The sequence below is a fragment of the Microbacterium sp. VKM Ac-2870 genome (assembly GCF_015350795.1).
In the GTDB taxonomy this organism is placed as follows: Bacteria; Actinomycetota; Actinomycetes; order Actinomycetales; family Microbacteriaceae; genus Microbacterium.
In genome coordinates this window covers 270,744-297,542 of record NZ_JADKSH010000002.1, presented here as the reverse complement: position 1 = coordinate 297,542, position 26,799 = coordinate 270,744, and the positions used below count along the sequence as shown (strand labels likewise).

Below are 26,799 nucleotides of genomic sequence, written 5' to 3'. Positions count from 1 at the left end.
GGGCGGCAGGACCGCGCCGCCCCCACCACGGAACGAAAGCACCCTCATGTCGCTCGCAACGCGCGCCCGCCGCGCCCCCGTCCCCGTCGAAGAACCGGCCATCCCCCAGCGCGGCCGTGGCCGGGGGGCGTACTGGCTGTACCTGCTTCCGGGCTTCATCCTGCTGCTCGTCATCGTGATCGTGCCGCTCGTGTGGAACGTCTACCTCACCTTCACCAGCTGGAAGGGCGTGCGCTCGCCCGAGTTCATCGGCGCCGCCAACTGGATCAAGCTCGCGGGCGACGAAGCCTTCTGGACCTCCTTCCTCAACTCTGTGTGGATGGTGATCGCCATGGTCGTCGTTCCCACCATCGTCGGCCTCCTCGTCGCCGCACTGTTGTTCGACGTCGTCGGGCGCAAGTTCGGCGGCAAGGTCGGCAGCTTCCTGCGTGCGACCTACTATCTGCCGCAGATCCTCCCGGTGGCCGTCGCAGGCATCGTGATCGGGTGGATCGTGCGGCCCGGCACGGATGGTGCGCTCAACCAGATTCTCGGCGCAGTCGGCATCGCGCCCGTCGACTGGCTGGGCCAGATGCCATCAGCACTGATCGTGCTGATGGTCGTGCTGGTCTGGGTGCAGATCGGCTACCCGGTGGTCGTGTTCATGGCGGCCCTCCAACGCGTCGACCCCGAACTCTACGAAGCGGCCGAACTGGATGGCGCGAACTGGTACCAGCGCTTCACCTCGATCACCGTCAGCATCATCCGCCCGGAGATCTTCGTGGTCACCTTGACCTGCACGATCGCCGCGCTGAAGGTCTTCGGACCGGTGTACGTCATCACTCGGGGCGGGCCGGCCGGTGCGACGCTCGTGCCGTCGTATTACGCCTATCAGGAGTTCTTCACCAAACGTGATGTCGGCTACGGAGCCACGATCGCGACGGTGCTCACGATCGTCGTCGTCATCGTGTCGATCATCTTCATCCGCGTGCAGAACTCCATGGAACGCAAGGAAAGGGCGGGACTGTGATGTCTGCCGGTACCGTACTCACGACTGCCACGAAGCCCCGCCGTCCCCCGCGCGGACGCGGCGGCATGGTCACCAAACGCGGAATCGACTGGCTGATGCTCGCCCTCGTCATCGTCGGCGCACTGCTGGTGATCGCGCCGTTCTACCTCGTGCTCGTCAACTCGTTCAAATCGCCCACAGACTACGCCAACTCGGGGCCACTGGCCCTGCCGCACGCCCTCGATTTCACCGGCATCACGAAGTTCTGGGAGCGCGTGAACTTTCCGGAGAAGGTGTGGAACTCGCTGTTCATCTCGGGAGTCGTATCTGTGCTCGCCGTGCTGATCTCGATGTTCAACGCGTTCGCCATCGGCATCGGCCGTGTCCGCGGTCGCACCTGGATCGTGCTGCTGTTTCTGCTCGCCAACCTGCTGCCGCAGGAAGCGCTGCTCTACCCGCTGTACTACATGTTCAAGTCGGTAGGGCTCTACGACAACATCTGGTCGGTGATCATCATCTTCACCGTCGTGCAGGCGGCATTCGGCACGTATCTTCTCTCCGCCGTCTACGGCACGTTCCCCAAGGAGGTGCTCGAAGCTGCCTCCCTCGACGGGGCGGGGCACTGGAAGATCCTGTGGCGCGTGGTGCTGCCGATCAGCCGTCCGACGCTGGCGGTCTTGCTGATCTTCTTCTTCATCTGGACATGGAACGAGTTCCTCATCCCGCTGACATTCCTCGCGTCCAACGCGAACCAGACGGTGCCGGTGGCGATCAGTGTGTTGCAGGGCGACCGGCTGATGGACGTCACGACCACGAGCGCGTCGGCGTTGCTCGGCATCATCCCGACGCTCATCTTCTTCCTCATCTTCCAACGCACCCTCACGCGGGGCATCACGGCAGGAGCAGTCAAGTAATGAAATTCACCGACGGGTTCTGGCAGCTGCGTCCCGGGGTGAGCGCGCTGTACGCCCAAGAGGCGTACGACATCGAGCAGAGCGCGGACACCCCCGACGGCCCGGGTCTGGTGATCACCGCTCCGACCGCCGTCATCGCATCCCGCGGCGACGTGCTCAATCGGCCCGTGCTCACCACGACGCTCTCCTCCCCCGCCGAAGGGGTGGTGCGCGTGCGCATCGCGCACCACACCGGAGGGACGTGGCACGGCGGCTTCCCGTTGCCCGGCGCTGTGCCGGGCGGCGCGGGCACGACGGTGGTGTCGGACGCCGAGAGCACGGTCGAGACGGGTGCGCTGACGGCGCGCGTGTCCGCGGGCGCTCCGTGGAGTCTCTCCTTCGAGGTCGATGGCCGCCGTGTGACAGGCAGTGGGCACAAGGCGGAGGGATACATCCGCCTCACGCCCGATGCGCAGGTCGACACCGGCATCGTCGGCAATGCCCGCGCGGGCCAACTGTCCCCGACAGCATCCGCCTATGTGCACGAGCAGCTCGAGCTCGGCGTCGGCGAACTCGTCTACGGGCTCGGCGAGCGCTTCGGCCCCCTCGTGAAGAACGGCCAGACCGTGGACATCTGGAACGCCGACGGCGGTACCTCCAGCGAGCAGGCGTACAAGAACGTGCCGTTCTACCTGACGAACCGGGGCTACGGCGTGCTCGTCAACGACCCGGGTCACGTGTCGTTCGAGGTGGGTGCGGAGGCTGTGGAGCGCGTGCAGTTCTCCGTGCCCGGCGAGGTGCTCGAGTACTTCGTGATCGCGGGCCCGACCCCGAAGGACGTGCTGCGCCGGTACACCGCGCTCACCGGGCGCCCGCCGATCGTGCCCGCCTGGTCGTACGGGCTGTGGCTGTCGACGAGTTTCACGACCGACTACGACGAAGCGACGATCACGTCGTTCATCGACGAGATGGCGCGCCGAGAACTGCCGGTGTCGGTGTTCCACTTCGACTGCTTCTGGATGCGCGAGTTCAACTGGTGCGACTTCGAGTGGGATCCGCGCGTGTTCCCTGATCCGACGAACATGCTCGCGCGCCTGCACGCGAAAGACCTGCGGGTCTGCGTGTGGATCAACCCCTACATCGCTCAGCGTTCGCCACTGTTCCGGGAGGCCGCCGATGGCGGCTACCTGGTCCGTCGCGCCGATGGATCGGTGTGGCAGTGGGACCTCTGGCAGGCGGGCATGGGCTTGGTCGATTTCACCAACCCCGACGCCACCGCCTGGTACCAGGGCAAGCTGCACGCGCTGCTCGAACAGGGCGTCGACTGCTTCAAGACCGACTTCGGCGAGCGCATCCCGACCGACGTCGTCTGGGCTGACGGCAGCGATCCGCACCGGATGCACAACTTCTACACCGAGCTCTACAACCGCGCGGTGCACGACGTTCTCGTCGAGTCCCGCGCGGAGAACGACGCGGTGCTGTTCGCCCGCTCGGCCACGGCCGGCGGCCAGAGTATGCCCGTGCACTGGGGCGGCGACTCCACGTCGACCTTCACGTCGATGGCCGAAACGCTGCGCGGCGGTCTGTCGCTGGCGATGAGCGGCTTCGCATACTGGAGCCACGACATCGGCGGGTTCGAGGGAACACCGGATGCCGCGGTGTACAAGCGCTGGACGGCATTCGGGCTGTTGGGCTCGCACTCACGGTTCCACGGCTCCGGGTCGTACCGCGTGCCGTGGGCGTTCGATGAGGAGGCCGTCGAGGTGACGCGCCTGTTCACCCGCCTGAAGATGCGGCTCATGCCGTACCTGTACCAGCTCGGTGTCGAGGCGGCGCGCACCGGCATCCCGCTGATGCGCCCGATGCAGGTGGAGTTTCCCGACGACCCTGCCGTCGCCTACCTGGACCGCCAGTACATGCTGGGCCCGTCGCTGCTGGTCGCGCCCGTGATGTCGGCGGACGGGGAGGTGGAGTTCTACCTGCCCGACGGCGAGTGGACCTCGCTGCTGAGCGGCGAGCGCGTGAGCGGCGGACGCTGGCGGCGCGAGACCCACGGGTTCGATTCCCTGCCGCTGTACGTGCGGCCGGGGGCCGTGCTGCCGTGGGGGGCACGCGAAGACCGTCCCGACTACGACTACCTCGACGGTCTCGAGCTGCGCGTTTTCGCGGGCGGCTCCGGGACGCGGGAGGTCGTCGTCACCGCCCCCGACGGTCGCCGCCAGACGTTCGAGGTCGACCTGGACGCGCCGACCCCCTGACCCGGCCGTCGCGTGCGCGGGTGCGCGGGTTCGCGTTCGCGGATTCGGACAATGGCGACAGATGCGGATGCCGTGGGCCGCAGCATCCGCATCTGTTCACACCCTCCGCATCCGCCGCGGGCGCGCCGGCTCCTCCCCAGCCTTGGCGGCCCGGCGAGTTGTGCACGACAGCGCGCCGACCGGCTTGCGGAGGCGTGCGGGCGGGCAGGCTCGGACCGTGGGGATCCGAGAGCTGGTGGAGGCGGGTGGCGGCATCGTGCATCGCCGGGTCGTGCTGGATGCCGGCATCCGCCCCACCACGCTGCGAGCGGCCATCGCGGCGGGCGAGGTGCGCCGCGTGCGCCGCTTCTGGGTGGCCACGGACGCGGCCCCGGCCGTGCTCGTGCACGCGGCGCAGGTCAGTGCGCGGGTGGCCTGCGTGTCGGCGGCTCGCCACCGCGGCTGGTGGATGCCGCCGGAGATCCCGACTCGTCCGCACCTGCACGTGCCGGCCCACGCGCAGCGCCCTCGACCCGATGAGCGCGACGGGGACGGCGTGGTCGTCCACTGGGATACGCCGCTCGTGCCATCGCACCCGCACGTGCTCGTCGAGTCGGTTCCCGACGCGCTGGCTCACCTAGCCCGGTGCCTGCCCCACGAGGATGCGCTCGTCGTGTGGGAGTCCGCCGTACGCCGCGAACGGCTCGACCCGGACGTGCTGCGGCGCTACCGCTGGCGCACCCCCGACGCGCGGCGGTTGGCGGCGGAGGTCACGGGCCTCAGCGATTCCGGCCTCGAGACGCTCTTCGTCTCGCGGATACGCGGGATCGGCCTCGAGGTCCGCCAGCAGGTGCTGCTGCTCGGACACCACGTCGACGGCCTCGTCGGCGAGCGACTCGTCACGCAGCTGGACGGCTTCGCCTTCCATTCCTCGGCCGCCGATCGGGGTCGAGACCTGAGCCACGACCGGGAGCTGACGGCGCGCGGGTACACGGTGCTGCGCTTCAGCTACGCCGAGGTCGTGCATCAGTGGCCCCGGGTGGAGGCCGCAATCCTCCGCGCGGTCGCGCAGGGCCTTCACCTCGCGCGCTGACACCCCGCCGCCACCAGCGGATTCGGACCACGTCACCACACTCGGATGCCGCGAGCCCCCGCCTCCGCATCTGCTGCCCATCTCCGAATCTGCGGAGGGGCGCACGGCCCAGCACGCCCCCCAGCCCGCACCGGATTCGGACCAGCGCAGCAGAATCGGATGCCGCGCGCAGCGGCATCCGATTCTGCTGGCCATCGCCGAAACCGGCGGAGGTCAGACGAGCGACTGCTTCCACGCACTGTGCAGTTGAGCAAACTTGCCCGTGCCCGCGATCAACGTCTCGGGGGTGTCGTCCTCGATGATGCGGCCGTGCTCCATCACCAGCACCCGGTCAGCGATCGACACCGTCGACAGGCGGTGCGCGATGATGATCGCCGTCCGGTCGGCCAGCAGCGTCTGCAGAGCCGACTGGATCTGGCGTTCGCTGGGGATGTCGAGCGACGCGGTCGCCTCGTCGAGGATGAGCACCGCCGGATCGGCGAGGAACGCGCGCGCGAAAGAGATCAGCTGTCGCTGTCCGGCCGACACGCGTCCGCCGCGCTTGTTGACATCGGTGGCATAGCCGTCGGGCAGCTTCTGGATGAAGGCGTCGGCGCCCACGGCGCGCGCCGCCGCCTGGATCTCCTCCAACGTCGCATCGGGCTTGCCGAGGGCGATGTTGTCGGCGACCGTCCCGCTGAACAGGTAGGCCTCCTGGGTCACCATGACGATGGCGCGGCGGAGGTCTTTCGGATGCAGCGACCGCAGATCGACGCCGTCGAGCGTGACCGCGCCGCGCGACGGGTCGTAGAAGCGCGACACCAGCTTCGCGAGCGTCGACTTTCCCGCTCCCGTCGTTCCCACCAGGGCAATGGTCTGACCAGCCGGGATGTCGAGGGAGAAGTGCGGCAGGATCGTGCGCTCGTCGGAGTAACCGAAGACCACGTCGCGGAACTCGATGTGCCCGGCGGCCTTCCAAAGGTCGACCGGTCGTGCGGGATCGGGCACCGTCGGCTGCTCCTCGAGCACGCCCGACACCTTCTCCAGTGCAGCGGTGGCCGACTGGTACGAGTTGAGGAACATCGCCACTTCCTGCAGCGGCGAGAAGAAGTTCCGCACGTACAGCACCGCGGCCAGTAGCGTTCCCACCAGCAGCGTGCCGTCGACCACGCGCAGGCCGCCCCAGAGCAGCACGCCGGCCACGGCGAATGCCGAGACCGCCATCATGCCGGGTTCGAACGTGCCGAACAGGCGCAGCGAACGCATGTTGACGTCACGGTACTGACCCGACAGGTCGCCGAACTCGTCGTCGTTGCGGGGCTCCTTGCGGAACGCCTTGACCGCGCGGATGCCGGTCATGGTCTCGACGAACTTGACGATGACCTTGGCACTGACCACCCGCGATTCGCGGTACGCGCGCTGCGAGTTGCGGTAGAACCAGCGCATCAGAAGACACAGCGGCACCCCGGCGATGGCGAGGATGACACCGGACTGCCAGTCGAGCAGCAGCAGTGCGACGAGCGTGAACGCGCCGTAGAGCACGCCCGACACCAGTTCGTTGAGACCTCCGTCGAGCAGCTCGCGGATCGAGTCGAGGTCGCTCGTCTGGCGCGAGATGATGCGGCCCGACGTGTAGGACTCGTGGAACTCGAGGCTGAGGCGCTGAGTGTGCAGGAAGATGCGGGTACGCAGATCGAGCATGACCGCCTGAGTCAGTCGAGCGGCGACGACCGCGTACCAGCCGATCAGCGCCGCACCGCCGACCCCGGCGAGCAGGTAGACGGCCACGATGACGACGGTCGGCGTCCAGTCGGCATCCTGCATGGCCTGCGGCAGCGCCGTATTGAGACCGTAAGCGATCAGCGCCGGCCCGGCCACCCGCAGCGCGGTCGAGGTGACCAGCACGATGAGCGCCAGCACCAGCTGCCAGCGCAGCGGATCGACGAGCACGCCGAGCAGCCGCAGCGACCGACGCCGGATCGAACGCGACTCGTCGCGCGTGTAGTCCGAACGATCTTCGCCGGTGGTTCCGGCGACAGTTGCCGTACTCACAGGTTCACCTCCGTGCGACGCATGCGGGTGTTCTCTTCGGCCTCAGCATCTTCGAGGCTCGAGATGACGTGGCGGTAGTGCTCGCTCGATCGCAGCAGTTCGGCATGCGTGCCGACCGCGGTGACGCGTCCCTCTTCGAGGAGCGCGACCCGGTCGGCGAGCATGACGGTCGAGGGGCGGTGTGCGATGACGAGCGTCGTCGTTTCGGCCATCACCTCCCGGAGGGCGTCTTCGACGAGCGCCTCGGTGTCGACGTCGAGCGCCGACAGTGGGTCGTCGAGCACGAGCACGGCGGGGCGCGCCGCAATGGCCCGCGCGAGCGCCAGTCGCTGCCGCTGACCGCCGGAGAGCGAAAGCCCCTCTTCGCCGATGATCGTGTCGACGCCGTGGGGCAGCTCGTCCACGAACCCGGCCTGGGCGACGGCGAGCGCCTCGCGCAGTACCGCTTCAGCCTCGTCGCTGCCGACCGCGAGGTCTTCACGACCGAGCAGGACGTTCTCTCGCACCGACTGCGAGAACAGCGTCGAGTCCTCGAACGCCATGCCGACGTGGGTGCGCAGCTCTTTCAGCGTGAGATCGCGCACGTCCACACCGTCGACGGTGACCCGCCCCCCGGTGACGTCGTACAGGCGGGCCGGCAGCGTCGTGAGCGTGGTCTTGCCCGAACCGGTCAGACCGACCAGCGCCATCGTCTCGCCGGGAATCAGCGCGAGGTCGATGCCGTCGAGCAGATCGCGCTCGGTGTCCGCGGCATCCTGATAGCGAAAGTGCACCCCCTCGAACGCGAGGGCGCCGCGGGACGCGCCGAGTGTCACCGGTGCGGCCGGGTCGGTGATGGTGTTCTCCTCGTCGAACACCTCGAAGATGCGATCGCTCGCGGTGCGCGCGTCGAGCAGGAACGAGAAGAGGAAGCCGATCGACTCCATCGGCCAGCGCAGCACCGTCGCCATCGCGAAGAACGCGACCAGCTCGGCGATGCTCAGCTGGCCGAGCTGCTGCAGCACGATGCCGACGCCGAGGCACAGGGCGAACGCGATCTCGGGCAGCAGCACCAGCCAGAACCAGATCCAGCCGACGGCGCGCGCCTTGCTCAGCTCGGTCTCGCGCAGCGTCTCGGCCTGGCGGGTGAATTTCTGCAGGGCGTGCTTGCCGCGGCCGAAGGCCTTCAGCACGCGGATGCCGTGGACGCTCTCTTCGACACTGGTCGCCAGGTCGCCGGCCTGGTCCTGGCTCTGACGCGCCAGGGTGCCGTAGGTCTTCTCGAACCGGTAGCCCGCGTACCAGAGCGGCGCGCAGACGACCAAGAAGGTCACCCCGAGCGCCCAGTGCCAGCGGAAGAGCAGGCCCATACCGACCAGGATGGTCAGCAGGTTGACGACGAGCAGCACGATGCCGAAGGCCATCCAGCGACGCAGCATGCTGATGTCCTGCATCATGCGCGACAGCAGCTGTCCCGACTGCCACCGGTCGTGGAAGGAGACCGGCAGACGCTGCAGACGCTCATAGAAGCTCGTCCGCAGGTCGTACTCGACCTTGGTCGAGGGCGCGAGCACGAACCAGCGCCGCAGCCACACCATGACGGCCTCGAGCAGGCCGAGCACGAGGATGATCGCGGCGCCCCAGACCAACTGGGCACGATCTACGCCCGATGCGCCCGCGGCAATGGGCCCCTGCACGAGAACTTCGAGCACGAGCGGGATGGACAGGGCGAGAAGGCTTGCCAGGAGGGCGCTGACGGCGCCCATCACGAGGCGGCCGATGACGGGTTTGGCGAACGGGTACAGCCGCGCGAGGGCCCGGACGGTGGACAGGCGCTCGGTGGGCTCGAGGTGCTCAGAGGAGGAAGTCATGATCCTTGCGGAGGGGTGGAACGGATGCCGGGGTCACGGGGCCGACGGAAGGTGACGGGAGGGCGCACGGAGGCGCGGCAGGAGGAAGAGGCCCTGTCGGAGAGAACGCGCGGCGGGACGATGCCGCCGAAGGAGGACGCGCGGCGCGTTATCCCCGACCGACTCCGGCGGCCTCGAACGCGCGCGGGGCGACGATCGCGGGACGGAGGAAGGCGGGCTTCGTGGTGACGATGGCCGTGGACATGGCTTCCTCCGGGGAGTCGGTGAACGGGGACCGTGCGCCACCTCCCTTTCGAGAGGGGCGCGACAGCCCTCCAGCCTATGCGGTGCCTGTGGCGGGGCGCAAGGATTTTCTTGCGACCCCCGCACACGCAGGTGGGCCTGCGGCGCTCTACGCCACAGGCCCACCCGTTCACGCTCCGCGAGCGGAGCGCCGTCCGCCACCTAGGCGCAGTGCGACTTCCAGACCTCCGGGAAGTCGAAGTAGTAGCCCCGTCCGCAGCTGCCGCTCTTGATGAACTCCGCGGCGCCCGCCACCAGTACTCCGAGTGCGGTGCACGACAGCTTCGAAAGGTCGAGTCCGATGCACAGGGCCGCAAGGTAGGCGCCCGCGCCGACCGTGATGATCGTCTTGACGACCTCGCCGGAGATCCAGTACTCGTGGTTGTGGATCAGACGGTCCCACCAGTGGAGGGACACCGACGGGTCGGGGATCGTCGTTCCCTTCGGGTCCGACGGCGCGAAGGTGGTGGTCGACCCGCTCTGGAGCGACGCGTTCAGGTCGGAGTCGGAGACAGTCGAGTTGCTCCGGATCGAAGCCACCAGCGACGTCACCGACGGGTCGTGAGCCGCGAGGTCCGCCGCGTGCGCCTGGTCGGACGCGGAGAGACCGACCCAGGGTGCGAGGCGGTGGCCGTTCACCGTGAGGCCGGCTCGGGCCGCCTTCTCGAGCTGCGCCTGAGACAGCCGGCCGGAGGCGATGTCGGCAGACACCGTGCCGTGCGCGATGGACTGCTCGACGTCGTTCTGCGCCGGCTCCGAGGCGAAGGCGGGTGTGGGAGCTGCCAGTGCGACGAAGACGGCCGCCGTGGCGATGAAGGCGGCGAGAAGGAGAGAGAGGCGTCCACGGGACGCACGAAGCGGAGGCAGGGAGAGTTGCATGTCGTGCCTTTCGGATGAAGATGCTTCTGAATCCGCAGCGCGGGAGCGACCGCGAAGCCGGTCGGACCCGGGTTGGCTCGACCTGACAAGACGATCGTCTGCTCAGGTTGAATCCCGCGCCAGTGACGTTCCATCGCTTCACTAGACGTTCATCTAGCGAAACGCCCTCCGCGGGGTTTCATGGAGAGGCAGCCACTCCCCTCCCCCGGAAGGACACGCCATGACACAGATGACCGATTCCCGAACCTCGCGCGCGCGGCGGCTCACCACCACCGCGATCGTGGCGGCGACGCTGGCGCTCACCGGAGGCGCCGCCGCTCCCGCGTTCGCCGAGATGCCCTCCGACCCCGCGCCTTCGGACGCGGTCGGCGCGTCCGACTACGCCGCGCACCATATCCGCACGGTCACTCTCTCGACGCTCATGCATCGCAGCGGCGACGTCGTCACGTCCGTGCTCCTGCAGGGTCCCGACCCGGCGACGGGGCGGCCGGGTTGGTCGCACTGCGTCGATCTGCCCCAATCCGGCCTGCCGATCTGGGTCGACCTGCCCGTTCGTCTCGCCTATCCCGGGACGTACACCGCGTCGTCCTACAGCGACTTCGCCTGCTCCGACGGGTACAACTACCGATGGTCGACGGGAACGATCGACACCCGCTTCACGCACTGGGTCGTGTACACCGGCCGGCAGCCGCGACTGACCCTGCGCTGAGTCGACGCCACCCGCAACAACCCCGGGGCCGTGCCCGATCCGCGGAGCCCCACTGTCGGTCAGGCCGCCGATTCGCGCGCGAGCAGCGCCCGCTTGACCTCGAGCCCCCACGCGAATCCGCCGAGAGCCCCACCCGTGCGCAGCACGCGGTGGCACGGCACGAACAGGGCCGGGGCGTTGCGGGCGCAGATGGATGCCGCGGCTCGGACGGCGCTCGGCCGGCCGAGCGCGCTCGCGAACTCGGCGTAGGTCAGGGGCGCGCCCGGCGCGATACGACGAAGCGCGTGCCAGCCGTCGAGCTGAAGCGCCGTGCCCGACTGGGCCACCTCGACGGCGTCGATCGCCGCGAGATCGCCCGCGTAATAGGCGCGGGCGGCTGCCGCTGCCTCCGTCTCCCCCTCGCGGATGTCGGTGGGCGGCGCGGCCAGCCGCGCGACGATGGCCGTCACGTCGGCCGTCCACCCACTGGCCAGCACACGGCCCCGCTCATCGGCGAGGATGGTGAACGGACCGTCGGGGGTGGCGATGGTCTGGATGGTGGCGGTTGTCTGGGTGGTGCCGGTCATCGGGTGCTCCGTTCGCGGGATGGGCGGGTGGCGGCGGCCGACGCCCGCCAGAGGTGGGCCGTGAGGTAACTGCGCCAGGGCGCAGCACGCACGGCCCAGGCGTCGTACCCCCGCGGGTCGGACGGGATGCCCGCGGCAGCCGCGCCCGCGCGGACGGCCACATCGCCGGGGAGGGTGATGTCGGGATCCCCCAGCACACGCATGCTCACGTAGTCGGCGGTCCACGGCCCGATACCCGGCCTGGCCAAGAGCGCGGCGCGCTGTAGCCCGCGGTCGTCGCCCGAGCTGAGCGGCAGGCTGCCGTCAGCGAGAGCGGCCGCCGTGGCGGTGATGGCACGGATGCGCGCCGCGGGACCACGCAGCACCGTATGGCCGTGCTCGGCGATGGCGGCCATCGTCGGAAACAGCCGATCGAGACCGTCGTAGTCCTCGACCCGCTCACCCAGACGGTCGGTGAGGGCGGTCAGCGCCGTGCGGGCGGCGGCGACCGAGATCTGCTGGCCGATCATGGCGCGGATGAGCATCTCGTGTGGGTCGGCGGCGCCGGGCACCCGGATGCCGGGAACGCGACGCACCAGCGGCGCGATGGCCTCATGTGTCGACAACGCGGCGTCGACCGCGATGGGGTCGGCATCCAGATCGAACAGCCGTCGCACCCGGGCGACCAATGTGGGAAGGTCGGCGAGGTGACTGAGTCTCGCACGGAGACGCACGCGGCCTGCGGCGTCGAGGCGGACCACGAACCACGCCGGGCCCCCCGGCATCCGCAGCACGCGGGCGAACGAGTCGGCGGTGGCCGATTCCGTCCCGGCAACCGTGCGCGCCTGCATCCAGGCGAACAGGCCTGCGGCGTCGAGCGGGCCGCGATGCGGCAGGACGAGCTCGATCGTGCCCGCCACGGCGGCGCCCACGGGGGCGGCCGAGGCAGGACGGCGCGCACGCAGCTCTCGGGGCGTCAGACCGAACACCTCCCGGACGGTTTCGTTGAACTGACGGACGCTGGCAAAACCGGCGGAAAAGGCCACGTCTGAGGCGGGCAGGTCAGTGGAGACGAGCAGCATCCTCGCCGTATGTGCCCGTTGTGCGCGCGCCAGAGCCAGCGGACCGGCGCCGAGTTCGGCCGTCAGCAGGCGCGTGAGATGGCGCGCCGAATATCCGAGGCGAGCGGCAAGGCCGGGCACCCCCTCGCGTTCGACGACGCCGTCGGCGATGAGACGCATGGCCCGCCCGGCGATATCGCCGCGCAGATCCCATTCGGGTGAGCCGGGCGCGGCTTCCGGCAGGCAGCGCTTGCAGGCGCGGTAGCCGGCTTCATGTGCAGCAGCCGATGTCGGGTAGAACGTGACGTTGGCGGCCTTCGGAGTGCGGGCCGGGCAGCTGGGCCGGCAGTAGATTCCGGTCGAGCGCACGGCCGTGACGAACTGGCCGTCGAAGCGGGCGTCGCGAGCGTCGATCGCACGGTAGCGCTCGTCGAACGTCATCGCAGTGGCGGCGCTGACGGTGCTCATGCGCCCAGCCTGACACGGCCTACGGCTCGCGGCTCGCGGAAATCGGCCACCACAGCGCTGCGCCCGCGACGCCGCAGATGATGCCCGTCAGTGGAAGAAGTGCCGCTCCCCCGTGAAGAACATCGTCACACCGGCCGCGCGCGCGGCATCGATGACTTCCTGGTCGCGCACCGACCCACCGGGCTGGACGATCGTGCGGATGCCGGCATCGATGAGCACCTGCGGTCCGTCGGCGAACGGGAAGAAAGCGTCGGATGCCGCGACCGACCCGGCCGCACGGTCTCCCGCGCGCTCGACCGCGAGGCGGCAGGAGTCGACGCGGTTGACCTGTCCCATGCCGATGCCGACGGTGGCCAGACCCTGTGCCAGCACGATCGCGTTGGACTTGACGGCGCGGCACGCCTTCCACGCGAAGATGAGACCCTCCATCTCGTCTGCGCTCTCCGGGCGTTCGCCCGAGACGAGCTCCCAGTTCTTGGCGACCGACTCGATGTCGTCGGGGAAGCGGTCGGCGTCCTGCAGCAGCAGGCCACCCGAGAGCAGCCGCACGTCCATGGGCTCCTGGCGCCAGTCGGCCGGCAGCCGCAGGACGCGCAGGTTCTTCTTGAGCTTGAAGACCTCGAGGGCTTCGGGTTCGAAGTCGGGCGCGACGATCACCTCGGTGAAGATGTCGCGGAGGTTCTCCGCCATCTTCAGCGTCACGGTGCGGTTGGCGGCGATGACGCCGCCGAACGCCGACACCGGGTCGCACTCGTGCGCCCGCAGGTGCGCGGACGCGATCGGGTCGAGCGCATTGGGGGCGGCCACCGCGATACCGCAGGGGTTGGCGTGCTTGATGATCGCGACGGCGGGCTTGACCATGTCGAACGCGGCGCGCAGCGCCGCATCGGCGTCGACGTAGTTGTTGTACGACATCTCCTTGCCCTGCAGCTGCGCCGCCTGGGCGATGCCGTGAGCGCCGGCGCGCGTATAGATCGCGGCGCGCTGGTGCGAGTTCTCGCCGTAGCGCAGGGTGGTCAGCCGCTCCGCCTTGATCGTCAGGTGCTGCGGCAGTTCGCCTTCGGGCTCGAGCGTCTCTTCGGCGAACCAGGTGGCGACCGCGCGGTCGTAGGCGGCGGTGTGCGCGAAGGCGCGCGCGGCGAGCTCGCGGCGCTGCGCGAGCGAGGTGCCGCCCGTGCCGAGCGCCTCGATGATGGCCGGATACGACTCGGGCGAGACGGCGATGGCGACGTTCGCGAAGTTCTTCGCGGAGGCGCGCACCATCGCGGGTCCGCCGATGTCGATCTGCTCGACCACCGCATCTCCGACGGCGCCGGACGCGACGGTCTCGACGAACGGGTAGAGGTTCACCACGACGAGCTCGAAGGGCAGAATGCCGAGGTCGCCCAGCTGCGTCTCATGGTCTTCCAGGCGCAGGTCGGCCAAGAGCCCCGCGTGCACGCTCGGGTGCAGGGTCTTCACCCGGCCGCCCAGCGACTCCGGGAAGCCGGTGATCTCCGCGACGTCCTTGACCGGGATGCCGGCATCGCGCAGCAGGGCCGCCGATCCGCCGGTCGAGACGATCTCCACACCGGCGGCGTCGAGGGCCTGGGCGAGCGGCAGGAGGTCGGTCTTGTCGCTGACCGACACCAGAGCGCGGCGGACAGGGACGAGGTCACGGGATCGGTAGAGGGCGGGATCGACGGCAGGACCGGCCATGCAAGACTCCAGTGTTCGAGGGTGTTCGGATCAGTCAGGAAGTGGAGAACGCGGTGAGCTCGAGCTCCCCGCGGGCGATCGCGCGCACAACGTCGATGAGAAGGCGTCGTTCGACGGGCTTGATGCGTTCGTGAAGCGTGTGCTCGGTGTCGTCCGGCAGAACCTCGACGCGCTCCTGGGCGAGGATCGGCCCGCTGTCCACGCCGTTGTCGACGACGATGACGCTCGCTCCGGTGCGGGTTGCCCCGGCCGCGAGGGCGTCGCGAACGCCGTGCGCCCCGGGAAACTCCGGAAGGTAGGCCGGATGGGTGTTGATGAGCCGGGGCGACCAGGCGTCGACGACGGATGCCGGGAGCAACCGCATGAGACCGCTCAGGACGATGAGGTCGGGTTTCCACACGCGCAGTTGCCGGTCGAGCTCCTCACCCCAGTGCTCCCGGGTCTCGAAGTCACGGAACGGCACGAGGAAGGTGGGGATGCCGAAGGCCTCGGCATGTGCGAAGCCGTCGGCCTGCCGGTCGGCTCCGACGACGACGACGCGGGCCGGGAATCCGGGGTCGGCGGCGGCCTCGAGGAGCGCCCGGAGATTGGAGCCGGTGCCCGAGATCAGAACCGCGACCGTCAGCACCCGGTCAGTCTACCGGCGTCGCGAGGGACGTCTGCGGCCGCGGCGTCGCGGGCGCGAACAGCGCGATGGCGGCGCCCACGGCGAGCTCCACGCCGACCGAGAAGGCGAGCGGTCCCGGGGCGATGCCGACCTCGGCGAGGCGACCGGGACCGATCGACCCGGACGCGCACACCGCGAGCAGCGCCGCCGCTGCGGCGGCAAGCACGGCGATCGCGGCGAGCGTCGCGAGCCGCGGCAACGCGGAGCCCGGGGCTGATCCGTCGACTCCGCCGGCGAACAGCCGCGTGCGTGCGGCCGCACCCGCGACGAAGCCGACACCGACGATGACCAGCACGAGGGCGAACAGCCACGGCGACGAGCTCTCGGGGATGAGGCCCAGCACCGGCAGGCCCGGAACGACACCCAGCGCGGTGCCCGCGGGTGACACCGCGGTGCCGGCGCCGACGGCGAAGCCCGGACCCGCGACGAACGACGCCCCCCAGATGATCAGCGTCGGCAGGTACGCCAACTGTCCGAGGGCGAACATGCTGCCGCCTGCCGCGTCGACGTGCGCGGCTTCGAAGAGGGCGACGACCTGCCCGCCCCGCAGCACCGCTGCCACCGCGATCACGAGCGCTCCGGCCCCGACGAGCCCGACCACCGAGATGCCGACGCCGCGCCCTGTCGCCGAGACGACCGCGGCCCACGGATGACCACGATGGGCGTCCGCTCCGTCGATGCGGTCACGGACGGCATCGACCACTCCGTCGTCACCGCCACGCCACGCTTCGACGAGCGCGCCACCCAGCGCAGGCACGGCGAACACGAGGGTGGGAAACAGCAGCGACTGCCAGCCGAAGACCGCGGCCACCGGGTTGTGCGACGTCGCCCACAGTCCGGCCGCCAGAAGGAGAGTGACCGCGCTGCCGGAAGCGACGCCCAGCAACCACGCGCCCGAACGCGCGGCGCGCACGCCCGAACGTGCGGCGAAGACAGCCGTGAAGACGGCGAGCGCGAGCGGGGCGAGCGAGACGATGAACGCCGCCGCCTGCGCGGGGATGCCGGCCGCGACGAGGTAGCCGTCGCTCAGCGCGATGTGCAGCGGCACGAAGTGACCGAGCTGCCAGATGCGTACTGCGGTCGGCCACAGCGCACCCCAGTCGGCACTGCCGCCGAGTCCCGCCACCCAGAACACCGTCAGGGGTGCGAAGACCACGGCGACGCCGACGGCCGCTGCGATCAGGGCATCGACAGCGGAGAGAAGGAGGACGAGCAGGCGGTTCATGCGGGTTCGACCCTACCCACCCCGGTGAGCTGCGCCGTGCGGACGCGCGGCGTCGCGGGGGAACCTCAGGGAGGAACCTCAGCGGGCAGCGCAGGCGCGGCATCCACTAGCGTTCTAGACGGAGGATCCATGCCCGCTACACCCACGTCCACCACGCGTTCCGACGCCGCCGTCCCCACGGGCGCGATCGACCGCTTCTTCGAGATCACCCGCCGAGGGTCGACGATCGGCGGTGAGATCAGAGGAGGTCTCGTCACTTTCGTGACGATGGCCTACATCGTGATCCTGAACCCGATCATCCTGTCGGGCAAAGCCGACATCGCCGGCAACGAACTGGCTTTCTCGGCCGTGGGCGCGGCGACCGCGCTGACCGCCGGAGTGATGACGATCCTGTTCGGCGTCATCACCCGTCTGCCGTTCGCCTTCGCCGCGGGCCTCGGGATCAACGCCTTCCTCGCGTTCAGCGTGATCCACGAGGTGACCTGGCCCGAGGCCATGGCACTCGTGATGATCAACGGCGTCATCATCGTTCTGCTGGCAGCCACGGGCCTGCGAAAGCTCATCTTCGACGCGGTGCCGGTGCAACTGAAGCTCGCCATCACGGTGGCGATCGGCCTGTTCATCGCCTTCATCGGCTTCGTCAACTCCGGCTTCGTCACCGCGACGGGATCGAACTCGCCGCCGGTGGGTCTCGGCATCGGAGGTTCGGTCGCCTCAGTGCCGACGCTGATGTTCGTGCTGACATTGCTGGTCACCGGCGTGCTCGTGGCCCGCAAGGTCAAGGGCGGCATGCTGATCGGACTCGTCGGCGGCACCGTGATCTCGGTGATCATCGAGGCGATCTGGCACCTCGGCTCGGCGACCGATCACCCGGGCGGCTGGGGACTCACGATCCCCGCTCTGAGCGGATCGCCGGTGAGCGTTCCCGATCTGAGCCTGCTGGGCGCCGTCGACTTCGGCTTCGATGTCGGCAAGGTCGGCATCGTCGCCCTCGTGATGCTCGTGTTCACCTTGGTCTTCTCGAACTTCTTCGATGCGATGGGCACCATGACGGGCCTCGCGAAGGAAGCGGGACTCGCAGACGAGAAGGGCGACTTCCCGCGCATCAGGTCCGCGCTTGTCGTCGAAGGCGTCGGCGCGGTGATGGGAGGTGCGACCTCCTCATCGTCGGCGACCGTGTTCATCGAGTCGGGCTCCGGCATCGGTGAAGGTGCCCGCACGGGACTGGCCAACGTCGTCACCGGTGTCGTCTTCCTGCTGGCGATGTTCTTCACGCCGCTGACCTCGATCGTGCCCACCGAAGTCGCCGCCGCCGCTCTGGTGATCGTCGGCGCGATGATGATGGCGCAGGTCAAGCACATCGACCTCAGCGATTTCAGCGTGCTCCTGCCGGTGTTCCTGACCGTGTCGGTCATGCCGATGACGTACTCGATCGCGAACGGCATCGGCGCGGGCTTCATCAGCTGGGTCGTCGTGCGCTCGCTCTCCGGCAAGGCGAAGCAGATCAGTCCGCTCTTGTGGGTGGTCGCCGTCGGCTTCCTCATCTACTTCGCGCGCGGCCCGATCGAGACGTTGCTCGGCGGCTGAGTCCGTGAGCCCCCCGGATAGGCTCGGACGGTGACAAGACAAAAAGACGCGGAGATCACGGCGGAGTGGTTCAGAGCCGCCTTCGGCTGGATCGTGGTCGTGCTGGTGCTGATTTTGGTGGTCCCCGTGGCGATCGTCGCCGGAGTGGGGTTCGCCCAGGGCACCGTCCCGCCCGGGAGCGACGGCGGGATCTTCGGCACGGGCCCGGGGTATCCGATCTTCCCCCCGCCGTACTGGCTGCTCTGGATCCCGGCACTGGGCGCGCTGTTGCTGAGCGTCGCGACCTGGCGCTATCGCGGTCAGTTCATGGACTCGATCTTCTCTGCACGATGGGATCTGGGAATCATCTCGCTGGTCGGAGCGCTGACGACGCTCGGCGCTGCGGTGACGTTCGGCGCACCGTTCATCTGGCCGGTCCTCGGCGCGGTCGTCCCGTGGGTGCTCGCCCTTATCGTCGTGCTCTCGCGGGGCGTGTGGGATGGCATCCGCGATGCCGTGCACGCCTTTCGACCGCAACCGCGCGATACCCGCTCTCGGCAGCGCCCCGACGCACGCGCAGCGTCGCCGGCACGCCCGACGGCGATTCCCGCTCTGCGCATCACGGCGAGCGAGCGTTGGAAGCGGAACAAGCAGCGCCTCACGCTCCTCGACGGTGACCCCCGTCCTCTCATCGTCGAGGTGTTCGACAGCGCCACGAACGACCTCGGTCTCGCCCGCGCGCTCGTGCGCGCGATCGACGGGGAGGATGCCGCGGCGCCCGAGTCTCGCCCGTTCGCCCAGGGACCGGGGACGGCGATTCGCACCGTCCGTACCATCGCTCATCCCTCCGGCCCGCGCCGGACGGCGACGTGGCATTGGGACGACGGCAAGCGCGCTGTGCTGATGTGCGCCTTCGATGTCGAACCCGACCGTTTCGCGGCGGCGGAGGTCGAGCTCGACCAGCTCGCCGCCGGAATCACGATCGGCACCGTGTGAGGCGGTGAGGAGGGGGCGATGGGGAGTTCTCCCCATCGCCCCCTCCTCATGACGTTGTCTACCATCGTCACAGACAAGGAGCCCGCATGGATCTGCCCGAGACGATAGCCCCCATACCCGGTGATCCGTCAGTCATTCGCTGGCGCGCGTCACAGTACGCTCAGACCGCCGACGCCATCCTCGAGGCGGTGTCGGGCTTGCGCACTGCCATCGCCGAGACCCGCAATCACCGCAGCGACGCGCTCGATGTGCTCGCGGAGAACGCCGGCACGGTGGCCGACAAGCTCGCCACGCTCGAGAACCGCTATCGCGTCGCGTCCGAGTCGTTGACCGATTTCGCCGGGGATCTCGAGTCGGCCCAGCAGCAGGCCGCACCGCTGGTCGCCGAAAACCAGGATGCCTCGGCTCAGCTGACCTACGCGAACTCGCGCATCCGCCAGTACGAGCAGCAGCGGCTGACGACGACCGACCCGAATGAGATGGTCGAACTCAATCAGGAACTCATCCGCCTGCACTCGCGAGCGAACACCCAGCGCAGCACGCTGAACTCCGCTCAGGCTCGCTTCACATCGATCGTCGAGACGCTTCGCCAGTCGGGGCGCGACGCCGCATCGCGGCTTCGCACGGCCACCGACGGCGACGGATTGAACGATTCGATCCTGGACAACATCAACGGCTGGGTGCAGGAGCACGCAGAGATCCTGAAAGCCATCCGTCAGGTGCTGCAGGTGATCACGACCGCACTGTCGGTTCTCAGCTTCGTCTTCCCCGTGCTCGCACCGTTCGCGCTCGCCGCCGGGCTGTTGACGGCAGGGCTCGGCCTGCTCCTCGCCGCGGCGGGCGAGATCTCGTGGGTCGATTTCGGACTCGACGTCCTCGCCGTGGCGACGCTCGGCGTCGGCGCGATCGCATCGAAGGGCGTCGGCCAGGTCGTCAACCTCATGCGCGCGAACCGCCTCGCCGTTGTGACCAATGCCCTCCCCCAAGCGACTTCCCGCGGATTCTCGGCCGCGTCGCGCCTGGTGACGAACTCGTTCGACAATGTGCTGGGCGGCGCGCTGACCACCGTGAAGACGCCGCTGCCGGGACTCACGCTGGGTGAGCGCTCGCCCGAGTTCCTGCGCCGCGCGATGGAGCTCATCACGGCAAAGGGCGGCAACAACGCCGACTTCCTGAGGCTGCTGCAGAACCCGACGGTGACGGGAAGCAACGCGACGATCGATTCGCTGATCGCCCTCGGCCAGACGCACCGTTTCACCGCGCAGCTCGCGGGCGGGGTCAACATGGTTCTGCACCAGGCCGATTCCACACTGGGCGACCGCATCCCGTCGTTGCTCAACGCTCTGCCCGACACGTTCACGGACAACGTCGTGGGCGATGCGCTGCGGGGGGCATCGGACTGGTACAACCAGGACGTCCAGGACGCGAGCACATGGCGAGTGGGCTCGTGAGCCTGACCGCGAGCGCAGCTCTCCCGCGCGTCATCGTTCCCCCGGGCTGGGCGGCCGTTGCGGTCAGCGAGGACAACGGCGACACCGCGCGTCGCGTGTTCCGCGAGGCCTGGACACAGGGCCCGCGTGACAGCATCGGACCCTTCATCCACCGGTTGGAGGAGTGGCTCGTCTCCGTCCTCGACGATGCGCGCGACGCCGGCTGTTTCCGTGTCATCCTCCCGATGGGCGTGCCGTGGCAGGTACCCGTGTCGACCGCGATCTCGCTGAGCTTCGCGCCGGCCGCGGCCCGCGAGGCGTCTGCGCTGCCCGGCGCCGAGCTTCGTGACACCGACGCCGGAACGGCGCGTCGGCTCGTCACCGACCTGCCCGTCGCGGGAGCAGACCCGGAAGCGCTGGCGCTGCTGCGCACGGTCGAGTACGTGTGGCCGCTACCCGACGCCGATGGCGCTCTGATCGCATTCGCTTCGATCTCGGGGCAGCCGGTCGCCGAGTTCGCTCCGGTGACCGACGCCTTGACGGTGCTCATCGAGACCATGCTGGACGCGCTCGAATGGCCCCGCTCCCCCGCCGAGCAGACGATGAACTCGGAGGACAGCGCATGACCATTCGCGTGGACGCCGATCCGGCCCGGTGGATGTATGTGCCGGCACGCTTCCCTTGGCAGGGCTATGCGGGTGTCGAGGAGTGGAGCGACGCACTCATGTCGGCGCTCGACGAGCTCCATCACTATGGCTCGGACCAGCGTGAGCTCATCCGCGCGTATGCCGAAGGGCTGTCGCGATCGATCGACACCGGCGAGCACCGCTACGCCTACCTGACACAGCCGCACGTCGAGACGGCGATCGCGAGCTTCTACGAGTGGCCGCACCTGGACGTGCCCGATGAGGAGCTGCAGGGTGCGACGGACCGGGCCGCCGTCCGCCCGGCGGTGACCGAGCCGTTCGAGAGCGAGGCTCTCGGAGCGGGGACCGTGACGGTGCGCTACGTCGCGAAGGAGCCGAACGGGGTGGTCGGCGCCGTCGCCCACTGGGTGTGGCGTCACCCCGATCGCGACGTCATCATGATCGTCGGGGACGCCGATCTGCCGCGATTCCTGCGGCTGCGCCCGCTGTTCGATGAACTCGCCCGCGCGATCAGCGTCGTTCCGGGTGATGAGGGAAGGAGCTCGATATGGCCGATGGACTGAAGCTCGATACCGAGGACGTGCAGAAGGTCGCCAACGACCTGCAGCGCATCACGAACACGCTGGAGGATGCCGCAGCCGACTCGTCGTCGCTCGCTTCGGTGATTCCGGTGGAGGAGCTCTCCCGCGCCGTGGAGGACTTTGCGGGAGGCTGGGACGACAACCGCAGAAACCTCATCAAGGAGGTCTCGGCGTTGCGCGAGCAGGCCGCTGCCGTCGCGCAGGGGTTCTCCGATGTCGAGTCGCAACTGGTCGACGCGCTCACCCGGCCGCCGCAGACGGCCGCCCAGCCCGCCGGTGGGCACGGCGGTCCGACCGCGTACTGAGCGCGGTCGCCGAGGGACAACGAAAGAGGGGGTGGATGCCGCGGCATCCACCCCCTCTTTACGTCAAACGTCAGAGCGTCTCGATGATCTCCCGCATGAGCGCAGCCGTCTCGGACGGCGTCTTGCCGACCTTGACCCCGGCGGCCTCGAGGGCCTCCTTCTTAGCCTGCGCGGTGCCCGCCGAGCCAGAGACGATGGCGCCGGCGTGACCCATCGTCTTGCCTTCGGGGGCGGTGAAACCGGCGACGTAGCCGACGACCGGCTTGGTGACGTGAGCCTTGATGTACTCGGCCGCACGCTCTTCGGCGTCGCCGCCGATCTCGCCGATCATGACGATCGCCTTGGTCTCGGGGTCGGCTTCGAACGCGGCGAGCGCGTCGATGTGGGTGGTGCCGATGATCGGGTCGCCACCGATGCCGATCGCGGTCGAGAAGCCCAGGTCGCGCAGCTCGAACATCATCTGGTACGTCAGGGTGCCCGACTTCGACACGAGGCCGATCGGGCCCTTTTCGGTGATGTTCGCCGGCGTGATGCCCACGAGCGCCTCACCGGGCGTGATGATGCCGGGGCAGTTCGGACCGATGATGCGGGTCTTGTTGCCCTTGCTCTTCGCGTAGGCCCACGCCTCGGCGGTGTCGCCGACGGGAACACCCTCGGTGATGACGACGAGCAGCGGAATCTCGGTGTCGATGGCCTCGACCATCGCGTCCTTGGTGAACGCCGGCGGCACGAACGCGATGGTCACATCGGCGCCGGTCGCGGCGATGGCCTCGGCCACCGACGCGAAGACGGGCAGTTCGAGCGGGTTGCCATCCTTGTCGACGTGCGAGACGGTCGTGCCGGCCTTGCGGGCGTTGACGCCGCCGACGACGTTCGTGCCCGCCTTGAGCATCAGCGCGGTGTGCTTGGTGCCCTCACCGCCGGTGATGCCCTGGACGATGACCTTGGAGTCCTTGTTGAGGTAGATAGACATTTCTCTTGAGTCCTGTTCTCGTCAGCGCTCAGGCGTTCGCCAGCTCGGCGGCCTTGTCGGCGCCCTCGTCCATGCCCGCGGCAAGGGTGACGAGGGGGTTGTTGGCGGCGGCGAGGATGGCGCGGCCTTCCTCGACCTGGTTGCCGTCGAGGCGGACGACGAGCGGCTTGGTGGCCGTGTCGCCGAGGATCTCGAGCGCCTTCACGATGCCCTCCGCGACGGCCACGCACGACGTGATACCGCCGAAGACGTTGACGAAGACCGACTTGACCTGCTCGTCACCGAGGATGACGTCCAGACCCGCGGCCATGACGGTCGCCGACGCGCCGCCACCGATATCGAGGAAGTTGGCCGGCTTCACGCCGCCGTGGTTCTCGCCCGCGTATGCGACGACGTCGAGGGTCGACATGACCAGGCCCGCGCCGTTGCCGATGATGCCGACTTGACCGTCGAGCTTCACGTAGTTGAGACCGGATGCCTTGGCCTTCGCCTCGAGCGGGTCGGCGGCGTCCTTGTCCTCGAGCTCTTCGTGCTCGGGGTGGCGCACCTCGGTGGCGTTGTCGTCGAGCGACACCTTGCCGTCGAGGGCGATGATGTTGCCCGCGGCATCCAGGATGAGCGGGTTCACCTCGACGAGGGTCGCACCTTCACCGGTGTAGACGTTGTAGAGCTTGACGAAGACATCGGCGACCTTGGGCGCCAGTTCGTCGTCGAAGCCGCCGGCCTTGGCGATCTCCAGCGCTTTGGCGGCGTCGATCCCGGTGAGCGGGTCGACCTCCACCTTGGCGAGGGCCTCGGGCTTCTCGACGGCGAGCTGCTCGATCTCCATGCCGCCCTCGACCGAGCAGAGGCTCAGGTACGAGCGGTTCGCACGGTCGAGCAGCACCGAGAAGTAGAACTCCTTCTCGATCTGCGCGCCGCCGGCGATCATGACCCGCTTGACGACGTGGCCCTTGATGTCCAGGCCCAGGATGGCCTCGGCCGCCGCGTACGCCTCGTCGGGGGTTTTGGCGACCTTCACACCGCCGGCCTTGCCGCGGCCTCCGGTCTTGACCTGAGCCTTGACGACCACGACGCCGCCGAGCTTCTCGGCCGCCGCCTTCGCCTCCTCAGGAGTATCGGCGATGATGCCGGGGAGCACCGGCACCTCGTACTTCTCGAACAGGTCTCGTGCCTGGTACTCGTACAGATCCACGTGCAATCCTTCGCTGGGCGTCAGTGGGTGTCGTGCCGAAGGGGTCCCGGATGCGGAACGGCCGCACCGAAACAATCTCGATATCGAGAGATCGACCGAGCCCCAGCTTAGTCGACGCGCCGATGAGCGAGCTCACCGTGCCGAGCGCGGCTCGACGCTCAGATCGTCGACGGCGGGGCCCTCCAGGCGCGTGCCGTCAGGCGCAAATCGCGAGGCGTGCAGCGGACAGTCCCAGGTGCACTCGGCGTCGTTCCACGCGAGCACGCCGCCCAGGTGCGGACACACCGCGCGCACCGCGCGCGTCTGCCCGTCGACCGTCGAGATGCCCATCGGGACGCCGCCGCGCTGCGCCACGACCCCCTGCCCTTCGGCGGGCTGTGGCACGGGTATCGCCCGCCGTTCGGCCGCGATCCACCCGGATGCCGCGCGTCGCGCCACCTGGAGGTTCTCCTCACCGCCGCGCGCGATATCGGCGGGCACCGTCATCCGGGTGGCGAACTCCCGCATCCACGGCGATCGGTCGCGCCATCGCGTTCCGGTCGTCTCAGCGACGATCCTCAGCGCGGCGGCCGGAGCCAGGCTCAGCCCCCACTTGCCGTACCCGGTCGCGAACGAGATGCGGCCGGCGCTGCGGGGCAGCGTGCCGATGAACGGGATGAGGTTGTGCGACTGATAGTCCTGGGCCGACCACGACGTCACCGGTTCGGCGCCGGGGAAGTGTGCGCGCGTCCACGCGATGAGCTCATCGACGCCGGCCCGCTCCGACGGCTGTCGCCCCACAGGATGCCCTCCCCCGCCCACGATCAGCTGCGCGGTGTCGGGTCCGTCGCCGGGGGTGACCGAGCGGATCGATCGTGTCGGCCCGTCGACCGAGAGGAACATGCCGTCGGGTACCTCGCCCGGCACGGTGAAGGCGACGCAATAGCTGCGAAGCCCGTGCGTCTTCGCGAACGTCAGCCCACGATCGACCACGGCGGTGCCGGTGGCGAGCACGATGTGGTCTGCCCAGACATCGCCGACCGTGGTGCGCACGCGCGGGCGCGGCACCACCCGCACGCCGGTCGCCCGGATGCCGCTGTGCACCACGCCGCCTTCGGTGATGAGCCGAGCGGTCAGAGCGCGCACGAGCGCGTAGGGATCGATGGCCACCTGGTCGTCAAGCGCCACGGCATCCACGATAGGAAACGGCAGCCCGCCGACACCCGTCGCCTCTGCGGTCGGCAGAACCCGGTGCACCTCCAGTCCCGCTTCCATCGCGGCGGCCGCTTCTTCCTCGACGGTCGACGCCCCGTCGCTGCCCTGCGCGTAGGAGTAGGCCGTGCGTCGCGTGTAGGAGACGCCCTCGGCATCCGCGAAGGCCGTCAGCCATGCGGCGCCCTCCCGGTTGGCCTGGACGTAAGCCCGCACGAGGGAGGCGGGGTGATACGCACGAATGCTCGAGAGCACGCTGCCCTGCAGCAGCGAGAGCTTGCCGGTGTTGCCGCCGCTGGCCAGGGCACCCGGGCCTGCGGCATCCAGCACGGTGACGGTGCGCCCGGCACGGCGCAGCAGCAACGCGGTCACGAGTCCGGTCAGCCCCGCTCCCACGACGACGACATCGGCACCGCGGGGCGCGTCGGACCGGGTGGGGATGGGGTCGGCGCCCAGGCGCCACAGCGATTCCATGCCGCCACGCAATCCCGCGTGCCCGACATTGACAACCCGCTTGACAGCGGCGCACGGTGAGGGGAGCGTCGCTCAGGCAGGGGTCGCGTTAGGCTCACGGGCATGGCCGACTCCGCCCCCACCTCCGCCCGCAACGCCGTCGTTGCCGCTGCTCTCGACCTCTTCGTCGCCCAGGGATTCGAGGCGACCTCGGTGGAGCAGATCGCGCAGGCGGCCGGGGTGTCGCGCTCAACCTTCTTCCGACAGTTCGGCGGCAAGGATGACGTCGTCTTCAGCGACCACGACGTGCTGCTGGCGCACCTGCGCACCTCCCTCGCGACGGGCACGCTCGCGGCGGGGCAGAACCCCTGGGCCGCGGCGTGTGCCGCGTCGGTCGACGTGTTCCGCCACTTCGCCGCAGAGCCGGAGCTCGCGCGTCGCCGGTACGCCGTCGTGCGGCAGGTGCCCGCACTGCGCGATCGCGAGATCGTGACGGTTTTCCAGTACGAGCGGCTCTTCGACGACTACCTGCGATCGGCATTGCCCGGCCTCGACCCGATCGATGCGGTGGCGTTCTCGGCCGCGGTCACGGCCGTGCACAACCACGTGCTGCGGCGTCTGCTGCGCGGCACGGAGGACATCCCGGAGTCGGTGCTGACCGCCGCCTACGACGACCTCATGCACCGGTTCGGCGTGCATCCCGACGGCGAACAGGTCGCGGACGACGATGTGGTCGTGGCCACTTTCCCGCGTCGGATGCCGATGGCCGAGGTCGTCCGCCGCCTGCGCGACGAGCTCTGAGGCGCGGGGCCTTTCGACTCGCTGCGCCCGCTCAA

General features: G+C 69.1%; 23 protein-coding genes. 12 read left to right on the top strand and 11 right to left on the bottom strand.

Annotated elements, in window-relative coordinates:
• The first annotated feature begins 46 nt into the window (after positions 1 to 46).
• The 4 genes from ITJ43_RS05315 (at position 47) to ITJ43_RS05300 (ending at position 5,211) form a co-directional block, all read left to right on the top strand.
• Positions 47 to 1,009: a carbohydrate ABC transporter permease gene (locus ITJ43_RS05315; protein ID WP_194582785.1), complete on the top strand. Its 963-nt coding sequence runs from the start codon at positions 47 to 49 to the stop codon at positions 1,007 to 1,009.
• A complete protein-coding gene (locus ITJ43_RS05310) occupies positions 1,009 to 1,902 on the top strand; it encodes a carbohydrate ABC transporter permease (protein ID WP_194582784.1) in 894 nt (297 codons plus the stop codon). The genes ITJ43_RS05315 and ITJ43_RS05310 overlap by 1 nt, the downstream gene beginning before the upstream one ends.
• Positions 1,902 to 4,139: an alpha-xylosidase gene (gene yicI, locus ITJ43_RS05305; RefSeq protein ID WP_194582783.1), complete on the top strand. Its 2,238-nt coding sequence runs from the start codon at positions 1,902 to 1,904 to the stop codon at positions 4,137 to 4,139. The genes ITJ43_RS05310 and yicI overlap by 1 nt, the downstream gene beginning before the upstream one ends.
• A gap of 217 nt (positions 4,140 to 4,356) precedes the next feature.
• On the top strand, positions 4,357 to 5,211 hold the full coding sequence (locus ITJ43_RS05300) for a DUF559 domain-containing protein (RefSeq protein WP_323741131.1): 855 nt from the start codon (positions 4,357 to 4,359) through the stop codon (positions 5,209 to 5,211).
• Between the two features lie 213 nt (positions 5,212 to 5,424).
• On the opposite strand, the gene ITJ43_RS05295 is transcribed toward ITJ43_RS05300, so the two are convergent.
• From ITJ43_RS05295 to ITJ43_RS05285, 3 genes are all read right to left on the bottom strand, one after another.
• Positions 5,425 to 7,242, bottom strand: coding sequence for an ABC transporter ATP-binding protein (locus ITJ43_RS05295; protein WP_194582782.1), 1,818 nt, complete (start codon positions 7,240 to 7,242; stop codon positions 5,425 to 5,427).
• A complete protein-coding gene (locus ITJ43_RS05290; RefSeq protein WP_194582781.1) occupies positions 7,239 to 9,092 on the bottom strand; it encodes an ABC transporter ATP-binding protein in 1,854 nt (617 codons plus the stop codon). Before ITJ43_RS05290 ends, ITJ43_RS05295 begins: the two co-directional genes overlap by 4 nt.
• Positions 9,093 to 9,536: 444 nt before the next feature.
• Positions 9,537 to 10,253, bottom strand: coding sequence for a hypothetical protein (locus tag ITJ43_RS05285; protein ID WP_194582780.1), 717 nt, complete (start codon positions 10,251 to 10,253; stop codon positions 9,537 to 9,539).
• A gap of 220 nt (positions 10,254 to 10,473) precedes the next feature.
• Between ITJ43_RS05285 and ITJ43_RS05280 the strand changes: the two genes are divergently transcribed.
• Positions 10,474 to 10,962, top strand: coding sequence for a hypothetical protein (locus ITJ43_RS05280; protein WP_194582779.1), 489 nt, complete (start codon positions 10,474 to 10,476; stop codon positions 10,960 to 10,962).
• Positions 10,963 to 11,021: 59 nt separating this feature from the next.
• Here ITJ43_RS05280 and ITJ43_RS05275 read toward each other — a convergent pair whose 3' ends face one another.
• The 5 genes from ITJ43_RS05275 to ITJ43_RS05255 all read right to left on the bottom strand — a co-directional run bounded on the left by ITJ43_RS05275 (position 11,022) and on the right by ITJ43_RS05255 (position 16,626).
• Positions 11,022 to 11,528, bottom strand: a complete 507-nt coding sequence (locus tag ITJ43_RS05275) for a methylated-DNA--[protein]-cysteine S-methyltransferase (protein ID WP_194582778.1) — start codon at positions 11,526 to 11,528, stop codon at positions 11,022 to 11,024.
• Positions 11,525 to 13,036, bottom strand: a complete 1,512-nt coding sequence (locus tag ITJ43_RS05270; protein ID WP_194582777.1) for an AlkA N-terminal domain-containing protein — start codon at positions 13,034 to 13,036, stop codon at positions 11,525 to 11,527. The genes ITJ43_RS05275 and ITJ43_RS05270 overlap by 4 nt, the downstream gene beginning before the upstream one ends.
• Positions 13,037 to 13,123: 87 nt before the next feature.
• On the bottom strand, positions 13,124 to 14,734 hold the full coding sequence (gene purH, locus ITJ43_RS05265; protein ID WP_194582776.1) for a bifunctional phosphoribosylaminoimidazolecarboxamide formyltransferase/IMP cyclohydrolase: 1,611 nt from the start codon (positions 14,732 to 14,734) through the stop codon (positions 13,124 to 13,126).
• A 34-nt stretch (positions 14,735 to 14,768) separates the two neighbouring features.
• Positions 14,769 to 15,362, bottom strand: coding sequence for a phosphoribosylglycinamide formyltransferase (purN, locus tag ITJ43_RS05260; RefSeq protein WP_194582775.1), 594 nt, complete (start codon positions 15,360 to 15,362; stop codon positions 14,769 to 14,771).
• A 4-nt stretch (positions 15,363 to 15,366) separates the two neighbouring features.
• Complete coding sequence (locus ITJ43_RS05255) at positions 15,367 to 16,626, bottom strand: DUF6350 family protein (protein ID WP_194582774.1); 1,260 nt, start codon at positions 16,624 to 16,626, stop codon at positions 15,367 to 15,369.
• 129 nt (positions 16,627 to 16,755) lie between these two features.
• Here ITJ43_RS05255 and ITJ43_RS05250 point away from each other — a divergent pair, with 129 nt between their 5' ends.
• The 6 genes from ITJ43_RS05250 (at position 16,756) to ITJ43_RS05225 (ending at position 22,151) form a co-directional block, all read left to right on the top strand.
• On the top strand, positions 16,756 to 18,213 hold the full coding sequence (locus ITJ43_RS05250; RefSeq protein WP_194582773.1) for an NCS2 family permease: 1,458 nt from the start codon (positions 16,756 to 16,758) through the stop codon (positions 18,211 to 18,213).
• Between the two features lie 30 nt (positions 18,214 to 18,243).
• Positions 18,244 to 19,188 carry a hypothetical protein gene (locus ITJ43_RS05245; RefSeq protein WP_194582772.1) on the top strand — a complete coding sequence of 315 codons (945 nt, stop codon included), beginning with the start codon at positions 18,244 to 18,246 and terminating at the stop codon, positions 19,186 to 19,188.
• Positions 19,189 to 19,274: 86 nt separating this feature from the next.
• Entirely contained in the window at positions 19,275 to 20,639 is a 1,365-nt protein-coding gene (locus ITJ43_RS05240) for a hypothetical protein (RefSeq protein ID WP_194582771.1), read from the top strand.
• Complete coding sequence (locus ITJ43_RS05235; RefSeq protein ID WP_194582770.1) at positions 20,636 to 21,244, top strand: hypothetical protein; 609 nt, start codon at positions 20,636 to 20,638, stop codon at positions 21,242 to 21,244. The genes ITJ43_RS05240 and ITJ43_RS05235 overlap by 4 nt, the downstream gene beginning before the upstream one ends.
• The gene (locus ITJ43_RS05230) at positions 21,241 to 21,828 is read left to right on the top strand and encodes a hypothetical protein (RefSeq protein ID WP_194582769.1); all 588 of its coding nucleotides are present in this window, start codon (positions 21,241 to 21,243) and stop codon (positions 21,826 to 21,828) included. Before ITJ43_RS05235 ends, ITJ43_RS05230 begins: the two co-directional genes overlap by 4 nt.
• Positions 21,813 to 22,151, top strand: coding sequence for a hypothetical protein (locus tag ITJ43_RS05225; RefSeq protein ID WP_194582768.1), 339 nt, complete (start codon positions 21,813 to 21,815; stop codon positions 22,149 to 22,151). The genes ITJ43_RS05230 and ITJ43_RS05225 overlap by 16 nt, the downstream gene beginning before the upstream one ends.
• A 70-nt stretch (positions 22,152 to 22,221) precedes the next feature.
• Here ITJ43_RS05225 and sucD read toward each other — a convergent pair whose 3' ends face one another.
• From sucD to ITJ43_RS05210, 3 genes are all read right to left on the bottom strand, one after another.
• Complete coding sequence (gene sucD / locus ITJ43_RS05220) at positions 22,222 to 23,124, bottom strand: succinate--CoA ligase subunit alpha (RefSeq protein WP_194582767.1); 903 nt, start codon at positions 23,122 to 23,124, stop codon at positions 22,222 to 22,224.
• A gap of 28 nt (positions 23,125 to 23,152) precedes the next feature.
• Positions 23,153 to 24,319 (bottom strand): ADP-forming succinate--CoA ligase subunit beta, encoded by a 1,167-nt coding sequence (sucC, locus tag ITJ43_RS05215; protein ID WP_194582766.1) that lies wholly within the window; start codon positions 24,317 to 24,319, stop codon positions 23,153 to 23,155.
• 132 nt (positions 24,320 to 24,451) lie between these two features.
• Positions 24,452 to 25,984: an FAD-dependent oxidoreductase gene (locus ITJ43_RS05210; RefSeq protein WP_194582765.1), complete on the bottom strand. Its 1,533-nt coding sequence runs from the start codon at positions 25,982 to 25,984 to the stop codon at positions 24,452 to 24,454.
• Between the two features lie 102 nt (positions 25,985 to 26,086).
• Between ITJ43_RS05210 and ITJ43_RS05205 the strand changes: the two genes are divergently transcribed.
• The gene (locus tag ITJ43_RS05205) at positions 26,087 to 26,764 is read left to right on the top strand and encodes a TetR/AcrR family transcriptional regulator (RefSeq protein WP_194582764.1); all 678 of its coding nucleotides are present in this window, start codon (positions 26,087 to 26,089) and stop codon (positions 26,762 to 26,764) included.
• Positions 26,765 to 26,799: the final 35 nt, after the last annotated feature.